The sequence below is a fragment of the Kutzneria chonburiensis genome, assembly GCF_028622115.1.
Classification (GTDB): Bacteria; Actinomycetota; Actinomycetes; order Mycobacteriales; family Pseudonocardiaceae; genus Kutzneria; species Kutzneria chonburiensis.
The window spans coordinates 4,729,869-4,746,993 of the sequence record NZ_CP097263.1 but is presented as its reverse complement, the minus strand read 5'-3'; the positions used below and the strand labels follow the sequence as shown (position 1 = coordinate 4,746,993).

At 69.9% G+C, this 17,125-nt stretch carries 17 protein-coding genes and 1 pseudogene; 9 read left to right on the top strand and 9 right to left on the bottom strand.

Annotated elements, in window-relative coordinates:
- Window positions 1–21 precede the first annotated feature (21 nt).
- From M3Q35_RS21185 to folE, 3 genes are all read right to left on the bottom strand, one after another.
- Window positions 22–474, bottom strand: a complete 453-nt coding sequence (locus M3Q35_RS21185) for an HNH endonuclease (RefSeq protein ID WP_273943670.1) — start codon at window positions 472–474, stop codon at window positions 22–24.
- 68 nt (window positions 475–542) lie between these two features.
- The gene (locus M3Q35_RS21180) at window positions 543–1,412 is read right to left on the bottom strand and encodes a LysR family transcriptional regulator (protein ID WP_273943669.1); all 870 of its coding nucleotides are present in this window, start codon (window positions 1,410–1,412) and stop codon (window positions 543–545) included.
- Window positions 1,413–1,422: 10 nt separating this feature from the next.
- Window positions 1,423–2,010, bottom strand: coding sequence for a GTP cyclohydrolase I FolE (gene folE, locus M3Q35_RS21175; protein WP_273943668.1), 588 nt, complete (start codon window positions 2,008–2,010; stop codon window positions 1,423–1,425).
- 164 nt (window positions 2,011–2,174) lie between these two features.
- Here folE and M3Q35_RS21170 point away from each other — a divergent pair, with 164 nt between their 5' ends.
- Entirely contained in the window at window positions 2,175–2,795 is a 621-nt protein-coding gene (locus M3Q35_RS21170) for a helix-turn-helix transcriptional regulator (RefSeq protein ID WP_273944413.1), read from the top strand.
- Between the two features lie 104 nt (window positions 2,796–2,899).
- Window positions 2,900–4,099 carry a glycosyltransferase gene (locus M3Q35_RS21165; protein ID WP_273943667.1) on the top strand — a complete coding sequence of 400 codons (1,200 nt, stop codon included), beginning with the start codon at window positions 2,900–2,902 and terminating at the stop codon, window positions 4,097–4,099.
- A 12-nt stretch (window positions 4,100–4,111) separates the two neighbouring features.
- Here M3Q35_RS21165 and M3Q35_RS21160 read toward each other — a convergent pair whose 3' ends face one another.
- Window positions 4,112–5,635, bottom strand: coding sequence for an acyl-CoA synthetase (locus M3Q35_RS21160; protein WP_273943666.1), 1,524 nt, complete (start codon window positions 5,633–5,635; stop codon window positions 4,112–4,114).
- Window positions 5,636–5,735: 100 nt separating this feature from the next.
- Between M3Q35_RS21160 and M3Q35_RS21155 the strand changes: the two genes are divergently transcribed.
- A complete protein-coding gene (locus tag M3Q35_RS21155; protein ID WP_273943665.1) occupies window positions 5,736–6,818 on the top strand; it encodes a TetR/AcrR family transcriptional regulator in 1,083 nt (360 codons plus the stop codon).
- 522 nt (window positions 6,819–7,340) lie between these two features.
- Here the strand turns inward: M3Q35_RS21155 and M3Q35_RS48935 are convergent.
- Window positions 7,341–7,712: pseudogene (locus M3Q35_RS48935) on the bottom strand (pentapeptide repeat-containing protein); the annotation flags it as partial.
- A 502-nt stretch (window positions 7,713–8,214) separates the two neighbouring features.
- Window positions 8,215–9,390: a molybdopterin molybdotransferase MoeA gene (locus M3Q35_RS21145; RefSeq protein ID WP_273943664.1), complete on the bottom strand. Its 1,176-nt coding sequence runs from the start codon at window positions 9,388–9,390 to the stop codon at window positions 8,215–8,217.
- 242 nt (window positions 9,391–9,632) lie between these two features.
- On the opposite strand from M3Q35_RS21145, the gene M3Q35_RS21140 reads away from it, so the two are divergent.
- Genes M3Q35_RS21140 through M3Q35_RS21115 form a run of 6 tightly spaced genes read left to right on the top strand, consistent with a single transcriptional unit; the run spans window position 9,633 to window position 15,080 of the window.
- Entirely contained in the window at window positions 9,633–10,847 is a 1,215-nt protein-coding gene (locus tag M3Q35_RS21140; RefSeq protein ID WP_273943663.1) for an MFS transporter, read from the top strand.
- On the top strand, window positions 10,847–11,671 hold the full coding sequence (gene fdhD, locus M3Q35_RS21135; RefSeq protein WP_273943662.1) for a formate dehydrogenase accessory sulfurtransferase FdhD: 825 nt from the start codon (window positions 10,847–10,849) through the stop codon (window positions 11,669–11,671). The genes M3Q35_RS21140 and fdhD overlap by 1 nt, the downstream gene beginning before the upstream one ends.
- A 13-nt stretch (window positions 11,672–11,684) precedes the next feature.
- Window positions 11,685–12,545 (top strand): LysR family transcriptional regulator, encoded by an 861-nt coding sequence (locus M3Q35_RS21130; RefSeq protein ID WP_273943660.1) that lies wholly within the window; start codon window positions 11,685–11,687, stop codon window positions 12,543–12,545.
- A gap of 41 nt (window positions 12,546–12,586) precedes the next feature.
- The gene (locus M3Q35_RS21125) at window positions 12,587–13,123 is read left to right on the top strand and encodes a hypothetical protein (protein ID WP_273943659.1); all 537 of its coding nucleotides are present in this window, start codon (window positions 12,587–12,589) and stop codon (window positions 13,121–13,123) included.
- Window positions 13,117–14,199: an MAB_1171c family putative transporter gene (locus M3Q35_RS21120; RefSeq protein WP_273943658.1), complete on the top strand. Its 1,083-nt coding sequence runs from the start codon at window positions 13,117–13,119 to the stop codon at window positions 14,197–14,199. Before M3Q35_RS21125 ends, M3Q35_RS21120 begins: the two co-directional genes overlap by 7 nt.
- Window positions 14,196–15,080 carry a phytoene/squalene synthase family protein gene (locus M3Q35_RS21115; RefSeq protein WP_273943657.1) on the top strand — a complete coding sequence of 295 codons (885 nt, stop codon included), beginning with the start codon at window positions 14,196–14,198 and terminating at the stop codon, window positions 15,078–15,080. The genes M3Q35_RS21120 and M3Q35_RS21115 overlap by 4 nt, the downstream gene beginning before the upstream one ends.
- Here the strand turns inward: M3Q35_RS21115 and M3Q35_RS21110 are convergent.
- The 3 genes from M3Q35_RS21110 to M3Q35_RS21100 form a co-directional block, all read right to left on the bottom strand.
- Complete coding sequence (locus tag M3Q35_RS21110) at window positions 15,042–15,509, bottom strand: hypothetical protein (RefSeq protein ID WP_273943656.1); 468 nt, start codon at window positions 15,507–15,509, stop codon at window positions 15,042–15,044. The two genes, M3Q35_RS21115 and M3Q35_RS21110, sit on opposite strands and share 39 nt — an antisense overlap.
- A gap of 236 nt (window positions 15,510–15,745) precedes the next feature.
- Complete coding sequence (locus tag M3Q35_RS21105; RefSeq protein ID WP_273943655.1) at window positions 15,746–16,273, bottom strand: hypothetical protein; 528 nt, start codon at window positions 16,271–16,273, stop codon at window positions 15,746–15,748.
- The gene (locus M3Q35_RS21100; RefSeq protein WP_273943654.1) at window positions 16,270–16,992 is read right to left on the bottom strand and encodes a MerR family transcriptional regulator; all 723 of its coding nucleotides are present in this window, start codon (window positions 16,990–16,992) and stop codon (window positions 16,270–16,272) included. The genes M3Q35_RS21105 and M3Q35_RS21100 overlap by 4 nt, the downstream gene beginning before the upstream one ends.
- Window positions 16,993–17,125: the final 133 nt, after the last annotated feature.

Below are 17,125 nucleotides of genomic sequence, written 5' to 3'. Positions count from 1 at the left end.
CGGCGGTTCCACAGTGGACGGTCAGGAGCAGAGCTCGGCCCAGGTCGGCACGTGCGGCGTCACGAGCAGCCGCATGCCGGCTTCGGACAGCAGGCGGTTGCCCTTGCGGGCGTTGCAGCTGCGGGCGCTGCCGCCGCAGCAGGCGACGGTGTTGAGCCAACTGGTCCGGGCGCCGCCGCGCGACAGCGGGACGACGTGGTCGATGGTGTCGGCGGGGCCGCCGCAATAGGCACAGCGGTGGTTGTCACGCTTCAGCACGGCGCGCCGGGTCCAGCTCGGCGGACGGCTGTAGCGCCACTTCATCACCACGTACCGCACGAGCCGCACGACCCGCGGCAGCGGGTAGTGGCCGAACTTCGTGCCGGCGTCGGCCTCGTGGATCTCGGCGACCTCACGTATCAGCATTCGGACGGCGTGCGGCACCGACACGGTATGCAGCGGCTCCAAGCTCGCGTTCAGCACTAATACGCCCATGACCAGCACCTCCTCTCACGCTGACAATCTTGTGCGCGGGGCAGGTGGCCGTCAATCGGTATATCGGGTTAGTCCACAGAGGACAGTGCGCCGAACACCGCCCGGATCCGCGGCAGGTGCTCCCGGCCCCGTCGCGTTCCGATGTGGACGGTGTTGACGACGGGCTGGGAAGGCTTGTGCAGCACGGAAAGTTGGCCGGCAGCGAGGTGCTCCTCGACCAGGTAGTGCGGCGCGATGGTCAGCCCGGCCCCGGCCAGCACGGCGGCGACCACGGCCCGAAAATCATTGACGATCAGGGCCGGCGCCGGCGGCCGAATGGCCCAACACTCCCGGAAATAGCGTCGCGCCATCGGCATCTCCTCGGAGTAGCCGACGAACCGCCGCTCCTGCCCGGGCTCGTACGGCTCGTCGCCGGCCGGCCCGACCAGCATGAACCGTTCCTCCAGCAGCTGCACGAGGTACATCCGCCGGGTCGGAACGCCCTCGATCTTGGTCAGCAGCGCCACGTCGATCTCGTCCCGCAGCACCGCCTGCACGAGATCGGGCGACAGCCCGACCCGGCACCGCACGGTCAGCCCCTCGGCCAGCAGCGGCGTCATCCGGGTGACGACATAGCGTTCCAGCAGGTCGACGGGGGCGCCGACGAACACCGGGCCGGCCCCGGACAGGGTGGCGGAGCGCAGTCCGTCCAGCGCCCCTTCCAGGGCGTCGATGTGCTCGGCGACCTCGGCGGCCAGGCTGTGCCCGGCCTCGGTCGGCGCGATGCCGCGGCCGGACCGCCGGAACAGCGGCCGGCCGACCGACTCCTCGATGGCCTTGATGTGGTGCGACACGGCGGGCTGCGACAGCCGCAGCGCCTCGGCCGCCCGGGCGACCCCGCCCGTCCGGTACACGCTCAGGAACGACCGCAGGGCGACCAGTTCGGGACGGTTCGACACCCGGCCTAGCTTATTTGACCCCGGCCAGCGCGAAGAACTCCTGGCGCGACCGCGCGTCGGACCGCAGGATGCCGAGCATCGTCGAGGTGACGGTGTTCGACCCGGAGGCCCGCACGCCGCGCAGCGTCATGCACGTGTGTTCGGCCTCGATCACCACGCCGACGCCCTTGGGCGCCAGCTGCGTGCTCAGCCAGTCCGCGACCTGCTTGGTCAGCCGCTCCTGGACCTGCGGCCGGCTGGCGAAATGCTCGACCACACGGGCCAGTTTGGACAGTCCGAGGATCCGGCTGTCCGGCAGGTAGCCGACGTGCGCGACGCCGACGAACGGCAGCAGGTGGTGCTCGCACACCGACCGCACCGGGATGCTGCGGGCCAGCACCAGCTCGTCGTAGCCCTCGTCGTTGGGGAACGTGGTGAGATCGAACGGGCGCGGCGTGAACAGCTCGGCGTAGGCCCGCGCCATCCGTCCCGGCGTGGCCCGCAGGCTCTCGCTGTCGGTGTCCACGCCGAGTGCGCGCAGCAGGTCGCCGGCGGCGCGCTCGGCGGCGGCCAGATCGACCCCGGTCTCGGGCTCGTGAACCACCCGTAACGCCTGCATGCGCCCTCCTTCGCCCTAGTTTCGCCAATAGATGTTGGTCTTATTACCGTCGCAGGTCAAGAAGTGTGGTTGCGGACACGGTCGTAGGCGATATTCTGGGTAGGGTGAGCACCGATCGGGCGATCAGCGCCGTTGCCGCCCTCGACGACGGCCTGCGCCGCGGCATGTTCGACTTCATCCGCGCCGCCCGACACCCCGTGACCAGGGACGAGGCGGCCGCCGCCGTGGGCATCTCCCGCAAGCTCGCCGCGTTCCACCTGGACAAACTGGTCGACGCCGGCCTGCTGCGGGCCCACTACGAGGGCGTCGGCCGCGTCGGCCGTGCCCCCAAGGTGTACGAGCCGTCGGACGTGGACGTGCAGGTCAGCATCCCGGCCCGGCAGTACGACCTGCTGGCCGACATCCTCATCGACGCCGTGCTGTCGGAGGATCCGCGCGGCTCGGCCGAACCCATCGCCACCGAACGCGGCCGCGAGGTCGGGACGGCCGAGCGTGAGGGGGAGCGGCCCGGGCGGCTGGGCACCGAGCGCGCGCTGACCATGACCTGCCGGCTGCTCGCGCGGCACGGCTTCGAGCCGCTGCGGGACACCCCGACGACCGTCCGCATGCGCGACTGCCCGTTCCACCCGCTCGCGTCCAAGGCCCGCGACCTGGTGTGCGGCATCAACCGGGCGTTCCTGGAGGGCGTGATCGACGGGCTGGAGGCCCGGACCGTGGAGGCGGTGCTCGCGCCGGGCGGCGCCGGCGGCTGCTGCGTCGAGCTGCGGCCGCGCCCGGAGGAGTGATTTTCTCCCACTTCACCTTATAACCGATGGGGGGACTTGCCGCAAGGCCCCCGCATCGGCGCACAATTGCCTCCGTAAAGCGATGAGTGACGGGGGTATTTCCCATGCGCGTGTTGCTGTCGACCATCGGGTCGCGCGGTGACGTCCAGCCAGTGGTCGCGTTGGCTCTTCGGCTACGGGAAATCGGGCACGAGGCGCGGTTGTGCGCGCCGCCGGATTTCCGGGAATGGATCGAAGGGCTGGGCATCGACTTCGTGCCGCTCGGACCAGAGGTGCGGCCGGGCACGAAGCCGGACTCCGAGGTCAGGCGGCTCGGCGCGACGCCTGAGGGCCGTCAGCAGCTGATGAACGGCACCGTGGCCACGCAGTTCGAGACCTTGCTGCCGGCGGCCGATGGCTGCGAGGTGATCCTGGGCTGGTCGGCGTTGCAGATCGCGGCGCCCTCGATAGCGGAAAAACTCGGTATTCGCCACGTCTACGCCACATTCAGCCCGAATCAACTCCCTTCCGGGCAACTCCCGCCGGCGCCGCTGCCCGGACGGGTATATCCGGCTGACGCCGACAATCATGCGCTGTGGGCGCTGGAATCGCAGGTGTGGAACGAGCAGTGGCGGCCGGCGGTCAATTCCAACCGGGCGTCGATCGGGCTTGAGCCGATCGAGGACGTGCTGAGCCAGATGAACTCGCCACGCCCGTGGCTGGCGGCCGATCCGGTGCTCGGGCCGTGGCCCGGCGATCTTGACGTGGTGCAGACCGGGGCGTGGCTGATGCGGGACACCCGGCCGCTGCCGGCCGATCTCGCGCGGTTCCTGGACGACGGCGAACCGCCGGTGTTCTTCGGCTTCGGCAGCACCGGCGACACCCGGTCCGAGGTCGTGGCCACGATGGTCGCGGCGGCGCGGGCCTGCGGTCGTCGGGCCGTGATCTCCAGTGGCTGGGCCGATCTGGAGCTGGCCGCCGCGGCCGACGACGTGCTACTCATCGGCGAGGCCAACTTCCAGGCGCTGTTCCCGCGGGTGGCCGCGGCGGTGCACCACGGCGGCTCCGGCACCACCACCGTCACCTCGATCTCCGGCACGCCGCACGTGATCGTGCCGCATCGCTACGATCAGTTCTACTGGGCGGATCGTGTTGCGGCGCTGGGCATCGGCGTTCGGCACGACGGCACCGAGCCGACCGTGGAGTCGTTGACCGCGGCCGTCGATCGCGCGCTGCGACCCGAAGTTGCGTCGGCGGCCAAGGGTGTGGCGGCGGAGATGGTCCGTGACGGCGTCGAGATCGCCGCGGATCTCCTTGTGAACTAAGCAGTGTTCAATTTATTGGACTCCGCGGTCCCGGCCCTCCCAGTGCCGGGACCGCAGCACCCGCTTGAGGATCTTGCCGGCCCCTGACACCGGCAACTCCGCCACGAACTCCACCGACCGGGGCGCCTTGTAGCTCGCGATGTGCTCCTTGCAGTGCGCGCGCAGCTCCTCGGCGCTCGGTTCGTGCCCGTCCACCAGGACGACAACGGCGTGCACACGCTCACCCCACTGCTCGTCCGGCACGCCGATCACCGCGCACGACGCGACGGCCGGGTGCTTGGCCAGCGCGTTCTCCACCTCGGCCGAGTACACGTTCTCGCCGCCCGAGACGATCATGTCCTTGAGCCGGTCGACGATGTACACGTAACCGTTCTCGTCCATGTAGCCGCCGTCGCCGGTGTGCATCCACCCGCCGCGCAGCGCGGTTTCCGTTTCCTCGGGCCGATTCCAGTAGCCCAGCATCACGTTGCCGCCGCGCACCACGATCTCGCCGACCGTGCCGCGCGGCACCTCGTGGTCCTGCTCGTCGACCACCATCACCTCGGCGTGCGGCGCGGCCCGGCCGGCCGAGCGGCACAGGCGGGCGTTGTGGTGCGCCTCGGGGCTGAGCAGCGTCGCCACCGGCGCGAGCTCGGTCATGCCGTACGCCTGCATGAACTCCGTGCCGGGCAAGCGGTTCGCCGCGCGGTCCAGTACGGCATCGGAGATCGGGGACGCGCCGTAGACCAGGTGGCGCAGGCTCGACAGGTCATACGCGGCCGCCTCTCCGGAGTCGACGAGCAGCTGGATCATCGTCGGCACGAGGAGCACGTCGGTCACCTCGTGGCGCTCGATCGCCGCGGCCACGCCCTGGGGCGTGAAGGAGGGCACCATCACGTGCGTGCCGCCGACGAGGTTGCGCGCCGTCCAGGCGGCGATGTCGGCGAGGTGGAACATCGGCGCCGTGTGCAGCGAGCGGCCGCCCGGCTCGACGAACGTGCCGGCGGCGGCGCTGCCCAGCGCCGAGACGATCATGTTGGCGTGGCTGAGCATCACGCCCTTGGGATGGCCGGTCGTGCCGCCCGTGTAGAAGATGCCGGCCAGCGTCTGGCCGCCGCGGCGCGCGTCCGGGATGGGCTCGTGGGTGTCGATCAGGTAGTCCACGACCTCCGCGCCGCCGATGACCGTGGTCAGGCACGGGGCCTGCTCGCGCAGTTGCGGCACCATCGGGGCGAACGTCTCGTCCACGTACAGCACCTTGGTGTCGGAGTCGGTGAGCGAGAAGGCGATCTCGCTCACCGACCACCGGGTGTTGACCGGCGTGACCACCGCGTCGGCCCACGGCACGGCGAGCAGCAGCTCGTGGTAGATGTCCGAGTTCAGCGCCAGCAGCCCGACCCGGTCGCCCGGCGCGACCTTGAGGTCTTGGAGCGCGGCGGCCAGCCGGGCGATCCGGTCCGCGCTCTGCGCCCAGGTCCGGACCCGGTCGCCGAAGATCGTCGCGGGCCGGTCCGGCGTCTGCCGGACCGCGCGGTGCACGCACTGGGTCAGCTCCATGGCCCGCTCCCTCCGTATCGGCATTCACTTTGTAGCCGATACCGCACGTCGATCGCCATGTTCTCAGCCCGATGGACCGACGCGTGGTTCACTATCGACCATGGTCATCCGTCCCCGCGACCGTCGGCAGCAGGTGCTGGCCGCCGCTGCCGGCCTGTTCTGGCAGCACGGCTTCCACCGGGTCGGCATGAGCGACATCGCCGCCGAGGTCGGGATCGGGGCCAGTGCGCTGTACCGGCACTTTCGGGGCAAGGACGACCTGCTCGCCGCCGTCGTCGACGAGAGCCTCGACCGTCTCGAGGCCGTTCTCGCCGCCGCCCCGTTGGACGTTTCCGGCACCTTGCTCGCCGTTTCCTCGGTTGTCCTGGCTCGTCGGGAGTTCGGGGTGTTGTGGGACCGCGAGGGTTGGCACCTGTCCGTGGAGCAACGCCGCGCCGTCCGCCGACGCCTGCGTCTCGGCGTAGAGCGCGTCGCCCTTCCCTTGCCCGATCAGGGTTTGCTCCGGGCCCGGGCCATCACCGCGTTGATGGCCAGCGTTTCCTACCACCGCTACGACGTCACCGCTGCCGAGCTCTCCGACATCGCTTCGGCTTTGATCGCCGTCCCCCTGCCGCTTGACCGTGAACCGTCCCCTTTGGACGGTTCCGATCCCCAGCCCGTCGTTTCCCGCCGCGAGGCCGTCCTCGTCGCCGCGTCCCGCCTTTTCGCCGCCCATGGCTCGTCCGCCGTCAGCATCGCCGACATCGGCGAGGCCGCCGGCATCGCCGCCCCCACCGTCTACAACCACTTCGCCAGCAAGCAGGAGCTTCTGGTCGCTGCCCTCTCCCGCGGCACCGAGTCCATGTGGCTTTCCCTGCACCACGTCCTCCGCACCGCTTCCGGTCCTTCGTCAGCTTTGACCCGGGCCCTCGACGCCTACTTCTCTTTCGCCACCGCCAATCCCGACCTGGTCCGCCTCCTCCTCGCCGAGGTCCTCACCGCCGACACCCTCGACCGCTCCCGCCGCGAGTACACCCTCGAGCTCTCCGCCCTCCTCCAGCGCGCCCGCCCCGAGCTGTCGGTTGACCTCGCCGGCACCCGCGTCCTCGGCGCCATCGGCATCATCAACGCCCTGACCCAGGTCCCCGACCTCCGCGGACGCCCGGAGATCGCCACCTTCGCCCACGCCGCGCTGTGGAGTTGACAGCGTTCCGATGTACCTCAGCAGCCCCCACTCGCCATCGCGGGCGGGACCGCCCGCCTCGGGCACGACCTGGAACGTGCCGGGATACGGTCGCTGGACCGTCGGCCAGACCCGTGTGACGGCGTCCGGCACGTCCAGCCGCACCCAGGCGCGGTCGAACCGGGTGTCACCAGCGAACTGGGCCGTCTTGAAGCGCGCGCAGTCACCGAAATACACGTTCCTGAACCGAGTGTGGCCGTGGAACCGGGCTTGGCTGAATTCGACATAGCCGCCGAACGCGATGTCGATGAAGTCGGTGAGCCCGGGGAACTCGACCCGATCGAACCGGATCTCCCCGGCGAATTCCACCTCGGTGAAACGCATCGCGCCGCTGGGCTTCGCGCCGGCGAAGGTTGTCCAACCCATGAATCGAGTGCGGTCGAACCGGGCGTCATCGGCGAATGTGGCGCGGTTGAACCCCGCTACTGAACCGAACGCCGTCTCGTGGAAGGTCACCCCGGCTGGAAACTCGGCTCCGGCGAACAGTGCATCGTCCTCGAACCGAATGCTCTCGAAGTCGGCGTACCTACAGAACCGGGCGTTCGTGAACCCGACTGTCCCGGTGAAGGTCGTATCGGTGAAGGTCAAGACTCCCCGGAACTCGGCGGAATCGAACGATGCCTGGCCGATAGTGGTCGTGCTGAGTTTTGTCTTGCCGTACAGTCGGGCGCTCGTACAGTTCAGCTTGCGAATGGCCGCGCCCTTGATGTTCGGCTCGAACAGGGTCGCGCCGGTCAGATCGAGGTCCAGGTCCGGCCAGTGAGCATCGCCCTTCGCCACGTGCGTACCCAGGATTCGCTGGGCCGTCAGGCGGACCTCCCGCTCGTCGCGGGGGCCGTCCTCCTCGAAGGGCATGCGGAGGTAGGCGCACAGGACATTGACCACGGTCTGGCGTTGGTCGGGGTTGGACTGGGCCAACCGCTCCAGGGCGTACATGCCAGCGAGCCGGACCGGTGCCTTCTCCGAACCCAGCTGCTCGGCGGCCTTGATGTAGAGGTCGGTTACTCGGCGTTCCAGGGCATCGGCCTCTGTGGCGGCGGCGGTGCGTTCCTGGAGGGCGAAGGCGCGGTCGACCTTTTCGTGGTCGAGGTCCTTTTGGCGCAAGGCGATTTCGCTGGTGCGCTGGCGGCGGGCGGCCAACCAGAGGGCGCCGGCGCCGCCGGTGCCGACGACTATGGTGCCGGCGGTCTTGATGGCGTCGAGACGGTTGGTGGACTCGGGGGAGCCGTCGCCGTAGGAAAAGAGCAGCCAGATGGCTACGCCGACGCCGATGAGCACCAAGGCGGCGGCAGCCAGGGCGATGGTGCGCACGGAGAGCACGCGATAGGTGGGGTCCGGGTCGGGGGACTTCACGCAGTCATTCTGGCAGCGCGAAGAGGGCGCCGGAGGGGGTTTCAGAGGGGAGGACCTCGACCTCGGGACCGGTCCACTGTGGAGGGACGACGGCCAGCACGTCGGCCATGGCAGCGCCCCAGAGGTTGCCGGCGCGGTCGCGGCCGACGGGGACGAGGGCGTCGTCGGTGCGAACGGCGGGTACGAGGCGTGTTTCGGTGGCACGGGCAGTGACGGCACCGCGGAGACGGCCGGTGAGTGGGGCCTTGGGGGAGTGGCCGGCGAGACCGTGCAGGAGCGGGGCGAGCAGGGTGTGGCCGGCGGCGAGGGCGGCGAAAGGGTTGCCGGGCAGGCCGACGACGTGCCGGCCGTCGGGTAGAGCGGCCAGTAGTTGCGGATGGCCGGGGCGGCAGGCGACGCCGTCGACCAGAACGTCAGCCTTCAGCGCGCCGAGTACGGGACGCAGGTGGTCGGCGGGTCCGACAGAGGTGGAGCCGCAGACGGCGACCACATCCACGTCGTCGCAGGCCAGGGATTCGGACAGCGCGCCGGCGCGGTCGGCGACGAACTGGGTGTCGAGCAGCTCGCCGCCGGCCGCAGTGATCAGGCCAGGCAGCAGCGGGCCGATGGCGTCGCGGACCTGGCCGTGAGTGGGCAGGCCAGTCGTGAGCAGCTCGTCGCCGCTCACCACGACGCGAACTCGGGGCCTGCGGTGCACGCGAAGGACGTCGTAGCCCACGCTCGCCGCGAGTCCGAGCGCCGCCGGCGTGACGACACTGCCGGCCTGCAACACCCGGCGGCCGCGGGGAATGTCCTCGCCGCGGCGGCGGATGTGGTGCTTGCCCGGCAGCTCACCGGCGACGGTCGAACCCTCCAGTGCGGACAGTTCGACCGGTAGGACTGCCCAGGTGCCAAGGGGAATCGGCGCGCCGGTGGCGATCTCCAACGCCTGACCCGGTTCCAATGCCGCGCCTGACGTGCACGCTCCGGCCAGGCGGCGGCCGATCACCTGCCACGGGCCCGTGCCCCGCACCGCGTAGCCGTCCATCGCCGACGTGTCGCACAGCGGCAGTGACACCAGGGCCGGCAGGTGCTCGGCCAGCGCCAGCCCCAGCGCCCCGCCCAGATCGACCGTGATCGCCTCCAGCGGCTCGGCCGCGTCCCGCGCGACCTGCCTGGCTTCCGTCCAGCCCGTGGTCATGCTATACAACTTATCACATACTGTATGCAATCTGGTGTGAGGCGAACGAGTGGAGGAGGCCGGCTCGGAGGGTCGACGGGCCAATGGCCGGGTGATCGAAGCGCGGGGACGGGCGGGCTGGTGGCCGGCCGGTTCGGTTGGCCGGACGGCGTGGCAGGGCGAGTGGATCGGCGGGCTCGGTGAACGGGCACGAGGGAACAAGGCCGGCGAGCGGCATCGACGACTGCGGGTAGGTGAGACCGATGGCAACCGAAGTGACCGACTTCTACGGCCGGCGGTACCGGGTCGGGGAGAGCGATCGTGAGCTGCTGGGGCACTCCAGGAACTGGGTGCTGGCAGCGGCCTGTGTGGCGATGCTGGTCGCGGGGGCAGGGCAGTACGGCTTCGGCCTGATCGTGGGCGGGGACTACTGGCTGCTGGCGATCTGGGTGGCCACGCAAGCGGTTGCGGTGTTCCCGATGGCCTGGCTGAGGGAACGACTGCACGTGAAGCCGATGCTGGCGATGCCGGCGGGGGCAGTCCTGACGGCGGCGGGAGACCTGTTCCAAGGACCGGCCACGGCGGTGCTGGGCGGCCTCGGGGCGGCGGTGGTGTACGGCACGTGCTTCGGCGTGGTGGCGAAGTGGTTCCCGGAAAGGCGAACGTATCTGGGCCTGGTGAGCGGGTCGTTCGCGGCGGGTGCGGTGTTGTTCGCGACGCCGCTGCCGATCATCGCACTGGTGGTGATCACGGCGGCCGGCATCGTGCTGAGGGAGCCGCCGGCGGACTGGTGGCCGGCGAAGCCGGACCCGCGGAAGTGGGCGCTGGACAAGACTGTGAACCTCAGCCTGCGGCACAGCCGCCCGGCGATCCGCAACTACACGCCGGGCCAACTGCTGCGTTGCCCGACCTCGGCGGTGATGTACGTGCTGGTCGCCTGCGCGGCGGCGGCGTGGCTGTTCGACGTTGCCTACACAGCGGCGTTCGTGGCGTCCAGCGGATGGGGCTACGCGTTCGCGGCGGTCACGGTCTGCGTGCTGACGCTGGCCAGCGGCGTGGCCCGCTGGGCGACGGGCTGGGCGGGCGAGCAGTTCGGCGTCGGACGGGTGGTCCGCGCGGCGCTGGCCCTTGGCGCCCTCGGGCAACTCCTGATGATCGTCGCGGGTCAACACCAGTCGGGCGTCCTCATGGTGTTCGCGGCACTGCTGGTCGGCACCACCGCCGGCTGCTGCTACGCCCTACTGCCGGCCCTGGTCGAAGCCCACTTCGGCGACCAGGCGGGCCTGCTGAACTTCGGCCTGGTCTACAGCGCCAAGGCGGTCGGCGGCATCGTCGGCATCGGCCTCGCGACCACCATGGTCGCGATGTACGGCTTCGCGGCGGGCTTCCTGCTCGCGGCGGGCCTGGGCGTCCTCGGCGCCGTCGCCGCCGCCATGTTGCGTCAACCCGGCGTCCCGCGACTGCTGGTGCCGGCCTGATGGGCCGCGTCACGGCACGGCGACGTGTCGTCCGGGTGGTGGACGGCCGGGTGAGCGCCCGGCCGGACACCCTGGCCGCCGAGGAGCCGCTGGAGATCCGGGTCGGCGGTCAGCCGCTGTCGGTCACGATGCGCACGCCCGGCCATGATTTCGACCTGGCGGCGGGCTTTCTGGTCTCCGAGGGCGTGATCGGCAAGGCCGGCGAGCTGAACGCGATCCGGTACTGCGCCGGCGCGACCGTCGACGGCGGCAACACATATAACGTCCTGGACGTTACTTTGGCCGCCGGGGTGCCGCCGCCGGATCCGTCGGTGGAGCGCAACTTCTACACCACCTCCTCGTGCGGCCTGTGCGGCAAGGCCAGCCTGGACGCGGTGCGGGCGACCAGCCGCTGGACCGTCGAGTACGACGAGCTCCAGGTCGACATCGACACCGTCACCACGATGCCGGACACCCTGCGCACGGCCCAGCTGGTGTTCGATCGAACGGGTGGCCTGCACGCCGCGGGACTGTTCACCCGGGACGGTCGGCTGCTGTGCCTGCGCGAGGACGTCGGCCGACACAATGCCGTGGACAAGGTGATCGGCTGGGCGCTGCGGGAGGACCGCCTGCCGTTGAGCGGAACCGTGCTCATGGTCAGCGGCCGAGCATCCTTCGAGTTGGTGCAGAAGGCGGTGATGGCCGGCATCCCGGTGCTGGCCGCGGTGTCGGCGCCGTCCTCGCTGGCCGTCGAGCTGGCCGCGGAGATGGGGCTGACGCTGATCGGCTTCCTGCGCGGCACGTCCATGAACGTCTATACCGGCAGCCGACGACTGGGACTCTGATTACGCTGGCCCCATGTTCAAGCCGGCACAGCTGGAGAGCTTCCTGGCCGTCGCTCAGACGCTCAGCTTCACCCAGGCCGCCGACCAGCTCGGCGTCCGGCAGTCGACGATCAGCCAGCACGTGCGGCAGCTGGAGGCGACCCTCGGCAAGCAGATGTTCCTGCGCGACACGCACACCGTCGAGCTGACGCCGGACGGCGAGGCCATGGTCGGCTTCGCCCGCACCATCCTCGACACCGGCCGGGAGGCGGTGAGCTTCTTCGCCGGACCTCAGCTGCGCGGACGGCTGCGGTTCGGGGCCTCGGAGGATTTCGTCGCCACGTACCTGACCGACGTGCTGCGGGACTTCCGGCGGCGCCATCCCGGCGTGGAGCTGGAGCTGACCGTGGGGCTCAGCGGCGAACTGCACCGCAAGTTGGAAGCTCGCCAACTGGATCTTGTTTTCGGCAAACGGCAACTGGGCGCGGCCCACGGGCAGCTGGTGTGGCGGGACCGGCTGGTCTGGGTCGGCACCGAGACCACCCGGATCGATCCCGCCGCCGATGTCCCGCTGATCCTGTACCCGGAGCCGAGCGTCAGCCGTGCGCAAGCGTTGGAAACCCTGCAGTGGCATGGCCGAGGGTTTCGCATCGCCTGCACGAGCACCAGCCTGAGCGGGCTGCGCGCGGCCGTGCTGGCCGGACTCGGCGTGACCGCTCACACCCGTAGCCTCATCCCGCACGATCTGGTCGAACTCGGCCCCCAGCAGGGACTTCCGGCCCTTGGCGAGGTCGAGTTCGTACTGTCGCCGCCGCCCCGTGTGCGCACCGAGACGGCCAGGGCCCTTGGGGCAGCCATCATCGCCGACGCCAACCGCTTGCGCCACGCGCGCTAGAATGGTCTACCACGCACGGATCCGAGGGGAGTGCCCTCCACATGGGTAGGCGGCGCGCCACGGTCGATCACGTGCTGGGCGAACTCCGACGTCGTGACTTCCTGCATCCGGACGTTCGCGTTGTGTGCCAACGGCTGTCGCGGGACCGGGATCGGCCGCTGCACCTGATCCCGTTGCCGCTGCGGACATCGATCAGCGGGGCCTGGCTGGGCATGGCCGACGCCGACTACATCGTCTACCAATCGGTGGGATCCAGCGCGCTGTACCAGATCCACGTCATCTGGCACGAGATCGGGCACATGCTGCTGCCCGGGCACGCGAGGACCTGCGACGTCGACCCAGCCACGCGGGACGTCCTGATGAAAGTGCTGAACGCGCTCGTACCGAATCTCAGCCCGGCGCTGCTGTCGCGGATTCTTGGCCGCGGCGGCTTCACCGACGATCAGGAGGTCGAGGCCGAGGTGTTCGCCGGCGCCGCCGTGCGGGCGCTGGGCGAGCTCGCGCCGACTGCCGGACACCGCAACCTCACCGAGGCCGAGGCGCAGATCGTGGACGCCCTGGCCCGCGAACTGTGCTGACCGTCGCCCTGGTGGCCACGGTCGTGGTCGCCGCCGCCGCGCTGATGCTCCGGCTGCGCATGCTCGTGCGCGTCACCGTCGACCGGCGACCCGGGCACGTGCTGGCACTCGGCTTCGCCGCGTGGTTCTTGGCCGTGCCATTGGAGATCGAGTCGTTCGCGGTGGGCGTGGACCGCTGGGCCGGCTGGGCGTTGGCCTGGCCGCTGCTGCACGTGATCGCCTGCGCCGGCGGCTTCTTCACGCAGACCTTCTTCTGGCTGGCCACTGCGGATCCCTTGCAGCGCACCAAAGTTGCCTCGCTGGTGCGGCGTTCGGCGGTGATCGGCGTTTCGGCGCTGGCGGTCGGGCTGATCCTGTTCGCGACCATGCCCCGTGACGTCGACTTCCTGCGCGGACCGGCCGGTCGGATGGTCACCCCCGGCCCGGTGCATCCCGTGGCTGCCCTGAGTTACGTCGTGATCGTCAGCTACTTCGCTTACACCATCGCGAGTTTCACCTCGGCGTCGTGGCGCTGGGCGGCCAAGGCCGACCTGCCGTGGCTGCGGCGTGGGCTGCGGCTTCACACCATCGGCTGCGTATTCGGGCTGTTGTTCTGTGTGCACGTGGTGGGATACCAGCTGGCCGAGGCGTTCGGGATCACGCCGCCGTGGGTGCAGCTCCAGGCCGAGGGCGCCTTGGTCGCGGTGAGTCTGGTGACTGCGTTCGTCGGCGTGACCGCGCCGGCCTGGGGGCCGCGGATCGAGGCGTTTGCCCGCGCTACCAGGCATTATCGCCACCGTCGGCGGCTATATCCGTTGTGGCGCCTGCTGACCGGCGCCACGGTCACGCTCGATCCGCCGCGGTCCGAGTGGCACGACCGGCTGCGGCTGCGGCCCGGGCAGCAGCACGCCCTGGTGTACCGGCGGGTGATCGAGCTGTGGGACGGGCTGCTTGCCTTGCACCCCACCATGTCCGGCGAGACCGGGCTGGACGGGCCCGATCTGGCCGGGGACATAGACTGGTGGCTCGGGATCGCGCGGGCCGCGCGGTCCCGTCCGCTCGACGACGTGTTGGCCGCCTACCAAGGACAGCCGTGACCTCTGAGCTCGATGCCGCCGGCATCCGCGATCCCCAGCTGCGTGCGTGCTACCTGCGGTGCAAGGAGTTGCTGGCCGCGCACGACAAGTCCTACTACCTGGCTTCGCTGTTGCTGCCGCCGGCCCGGCGGCCGTTCGTGCAGGCCATCTACGGCTTCGCCCGGCACGCCGACGAGATGGTCGACGGCTCCGACACCGCTTCGTTCGCGCCTTGGCGTGACCAGATCCTCGCCGATCTGAAGGCCGGCGACACCGCCGACGAGTTCGGCCGCGCGCTGCTGCACACCTTGCAGACCTGGGACATTCCCGTGCACCTCGTCGAGACCTTTCTCGACGCCATGGCTTCGGACCTGGTCGTCACGTCGTACGAGACCTACAGCGACCTCGAGGTCTACATGCACGGCGCCGCCGGCACCATGGCCTTGCAGCTGGTGCCCGTGCTCGGCGGTCGTTCGGCCGAAGCCGCCGAGGCCATGCGCCTGATGGGCATCGCCTTCCAGCTCACCAACATCCTGCGTGACGTCGGCGACGACCTGCGCCGCGGCCGCGTCTACCTGCCGGCCGAGGATCTTCGCCGCTTCACCGTGACCGAGATCGGCCTGAGCCCCGAGTTCCGTTCCCTGATCAAGTTCGAGATCGCCCGGGCCCGCGAGCTCTACCGCCAGGCCCGTGCCGGCGTGCCGCTGTTGGAGCCCGTCGGCCGTCAGACCGCCCTGGCCGGGATGGACCTGTACGGCGGCATTCTCGGCGCCATCGAACGCGCCGACTACGACGTGCTTTCCCAGCGGGTCAGCGTCGGAACCGCGCGGCAGCTCGCTGTCGCCGTGCCCGCGTTGGGCCGGTCATGGCTGACCCGGCTCGCCGCGGTCCGTTCGTCGTAATTCCATCACCTGCTCCAGCAGCACCTTCGCCGCCTCCGCGAGCTGGCCGCTGTCCTGCTCCAGCAGCATCGCCCGCAGCGCGAAGGCCAGGACTCCCTTGTCCCGCCATTCCGCCAGCCGCATCAGGTCGCCGTGGATGCCCGCCACCTTCTCGGCCGCCTGCGGCGTCGTCGGCGTGAGGAAGTACACGGGGTCCAGGTCGAAGAACGTGGCCAGTCCCTGCACCACGTTCACCGTCGGGTTGTCCCGCTCGCCGCCGCGCAGCATGCCGAGGTAGGAGCCCGTGACCTTGACGCCCAGCTCGCCCAGCGCCGCCGCCACCTCGGTGTTGCGGTACTCCGGTCCGTCGGGCCCGTTGGGCCGCACCGCGTCGAATGCCGCGTTGAGTTTGTCCCGGAAGCTCAGCATGGCGTCCCCCACTCCGCTCAACTGATGTCGACCCCAGGGGCCGGCCGACCCAAGAGTAGTTGACACCCCCGGTCGCTGCCATAGACTGGTCCGGCGGCGGTCAACTGGTGTTACCACCGGTGGCCGTCCGAGGGGTGGATTGGTTGAGTCGAATGGCCCACGCGCCTGACGAGGGGCGGGCGTGCGGACCAGGGGAGAGGTCCGACTCGGCCGCCCGTGCGGTTCCTGCTCGGCTTCGGGGAGGACGAGCAGGAACCTCACGCCGCCCGGACGCCCTCGACGGCGGCGAGGAAACTCTCCCGATCGTCCACTGTGAACTGGATCTGCCGAACGCCGGCCAAGCGCGGGTCGTCCACGGGCTCGATGTGCACGGTGATGTTGGCGTCCCCGTAGGCGAACATCGCCACATCGCCCTGGACCTTGAGGCCCGAGCGAAGCACCCCCGCGCGGGAGATCTTCGAGAACGAACGCACAGCCGACAGGGGAATCGACAGCTGGCTGAAAGCGCTGTCGCGCAACACGAGTGCGTCGTCCTCGATGACATGCGGCCGGACTTCGAGCGAAGCCAGCACGCCGAGCACCCACAAGAGCCCGTACACGTGCAGGGCGAGCGTGAGCCAAGGCCAGAAGGTGCCGGCGAGCAGGTAGCCCAGGACGAGCTCGGCGATCACACCCTCCACAATGGTCAGGACGAGCAACACCAAGATGATCGGGCGGAACGATCGTCCATAGTGGAACCCGAGGGAACGGCGGCGAAACAACCACTCCACCAAGCAGCGGATCACGTCATCTCCTCCTGCCAGTACGAGAACATGAGGCGCAGGCAGCGAACCTGGGCGGGCGACATGCCGGAGGTGACGGCGGACAACAGGGTCTCGGCGTCGGCGTCCACACTGGCGTCCGTCGGCAGCAGGGCGGCGACGGCAGGGCCGAACGACCGGGCCCGGGAGGCAAGCTCCTCGACGACGGGGGAGGTCGGGGAAACGTCGACCAGGGCGGCGAACTCGGTCTCGACGGCCAGGATCTGGGACCGCAACGAGGGATCGGCGGCGACGGACTCGTACAGGTCGAGGTTCCCGGTCAGGGACTCGATGAGCTCGGCGACCAGGCTTTCCCGCTCCCGAGCGGGATGATCGCCCAACGAGGACAGCACGTCGACCAGGGCGGGAGAACGCAGATCACCGTCGGCGGCCAGCAGGTCGGCGATGGCGGCGCGCTGCCGGGCGATCTGCTCCTGCTGCGAAGCCAAGGAAGCGTCGATTTCCCGGATGATCTCCACCAGATCCCGGCCGCGGTCGTCGGACAGCGCGTCGGCGACCTCCTCGAGCGACAGCCCGAGTTCGACGAGTCGTCGGGTTCGCAGCAGCAGCACGAGGTCCCGCAGCTCATAGGTCCGATACCCGTTCTCCCGTCGCGAAGGCTCGGGCAAGAGACCGATTCGGTGATAGTGCCGAACGGTCCTCGTCGACACTCCGGCCAGCCCGGCTAGCTCCCCGATCCGCATGGTCTAAGCAAACACCTGCACGCTGCGACAAGGTCAAGCGTTACGGGGTTTGGCCGGGAAATTATCCCGACACCCTTGAGGTGAACGGCTCTGACGGGCGTGACCGGGCACTGGGAGAGTCTTCCTCGCAACG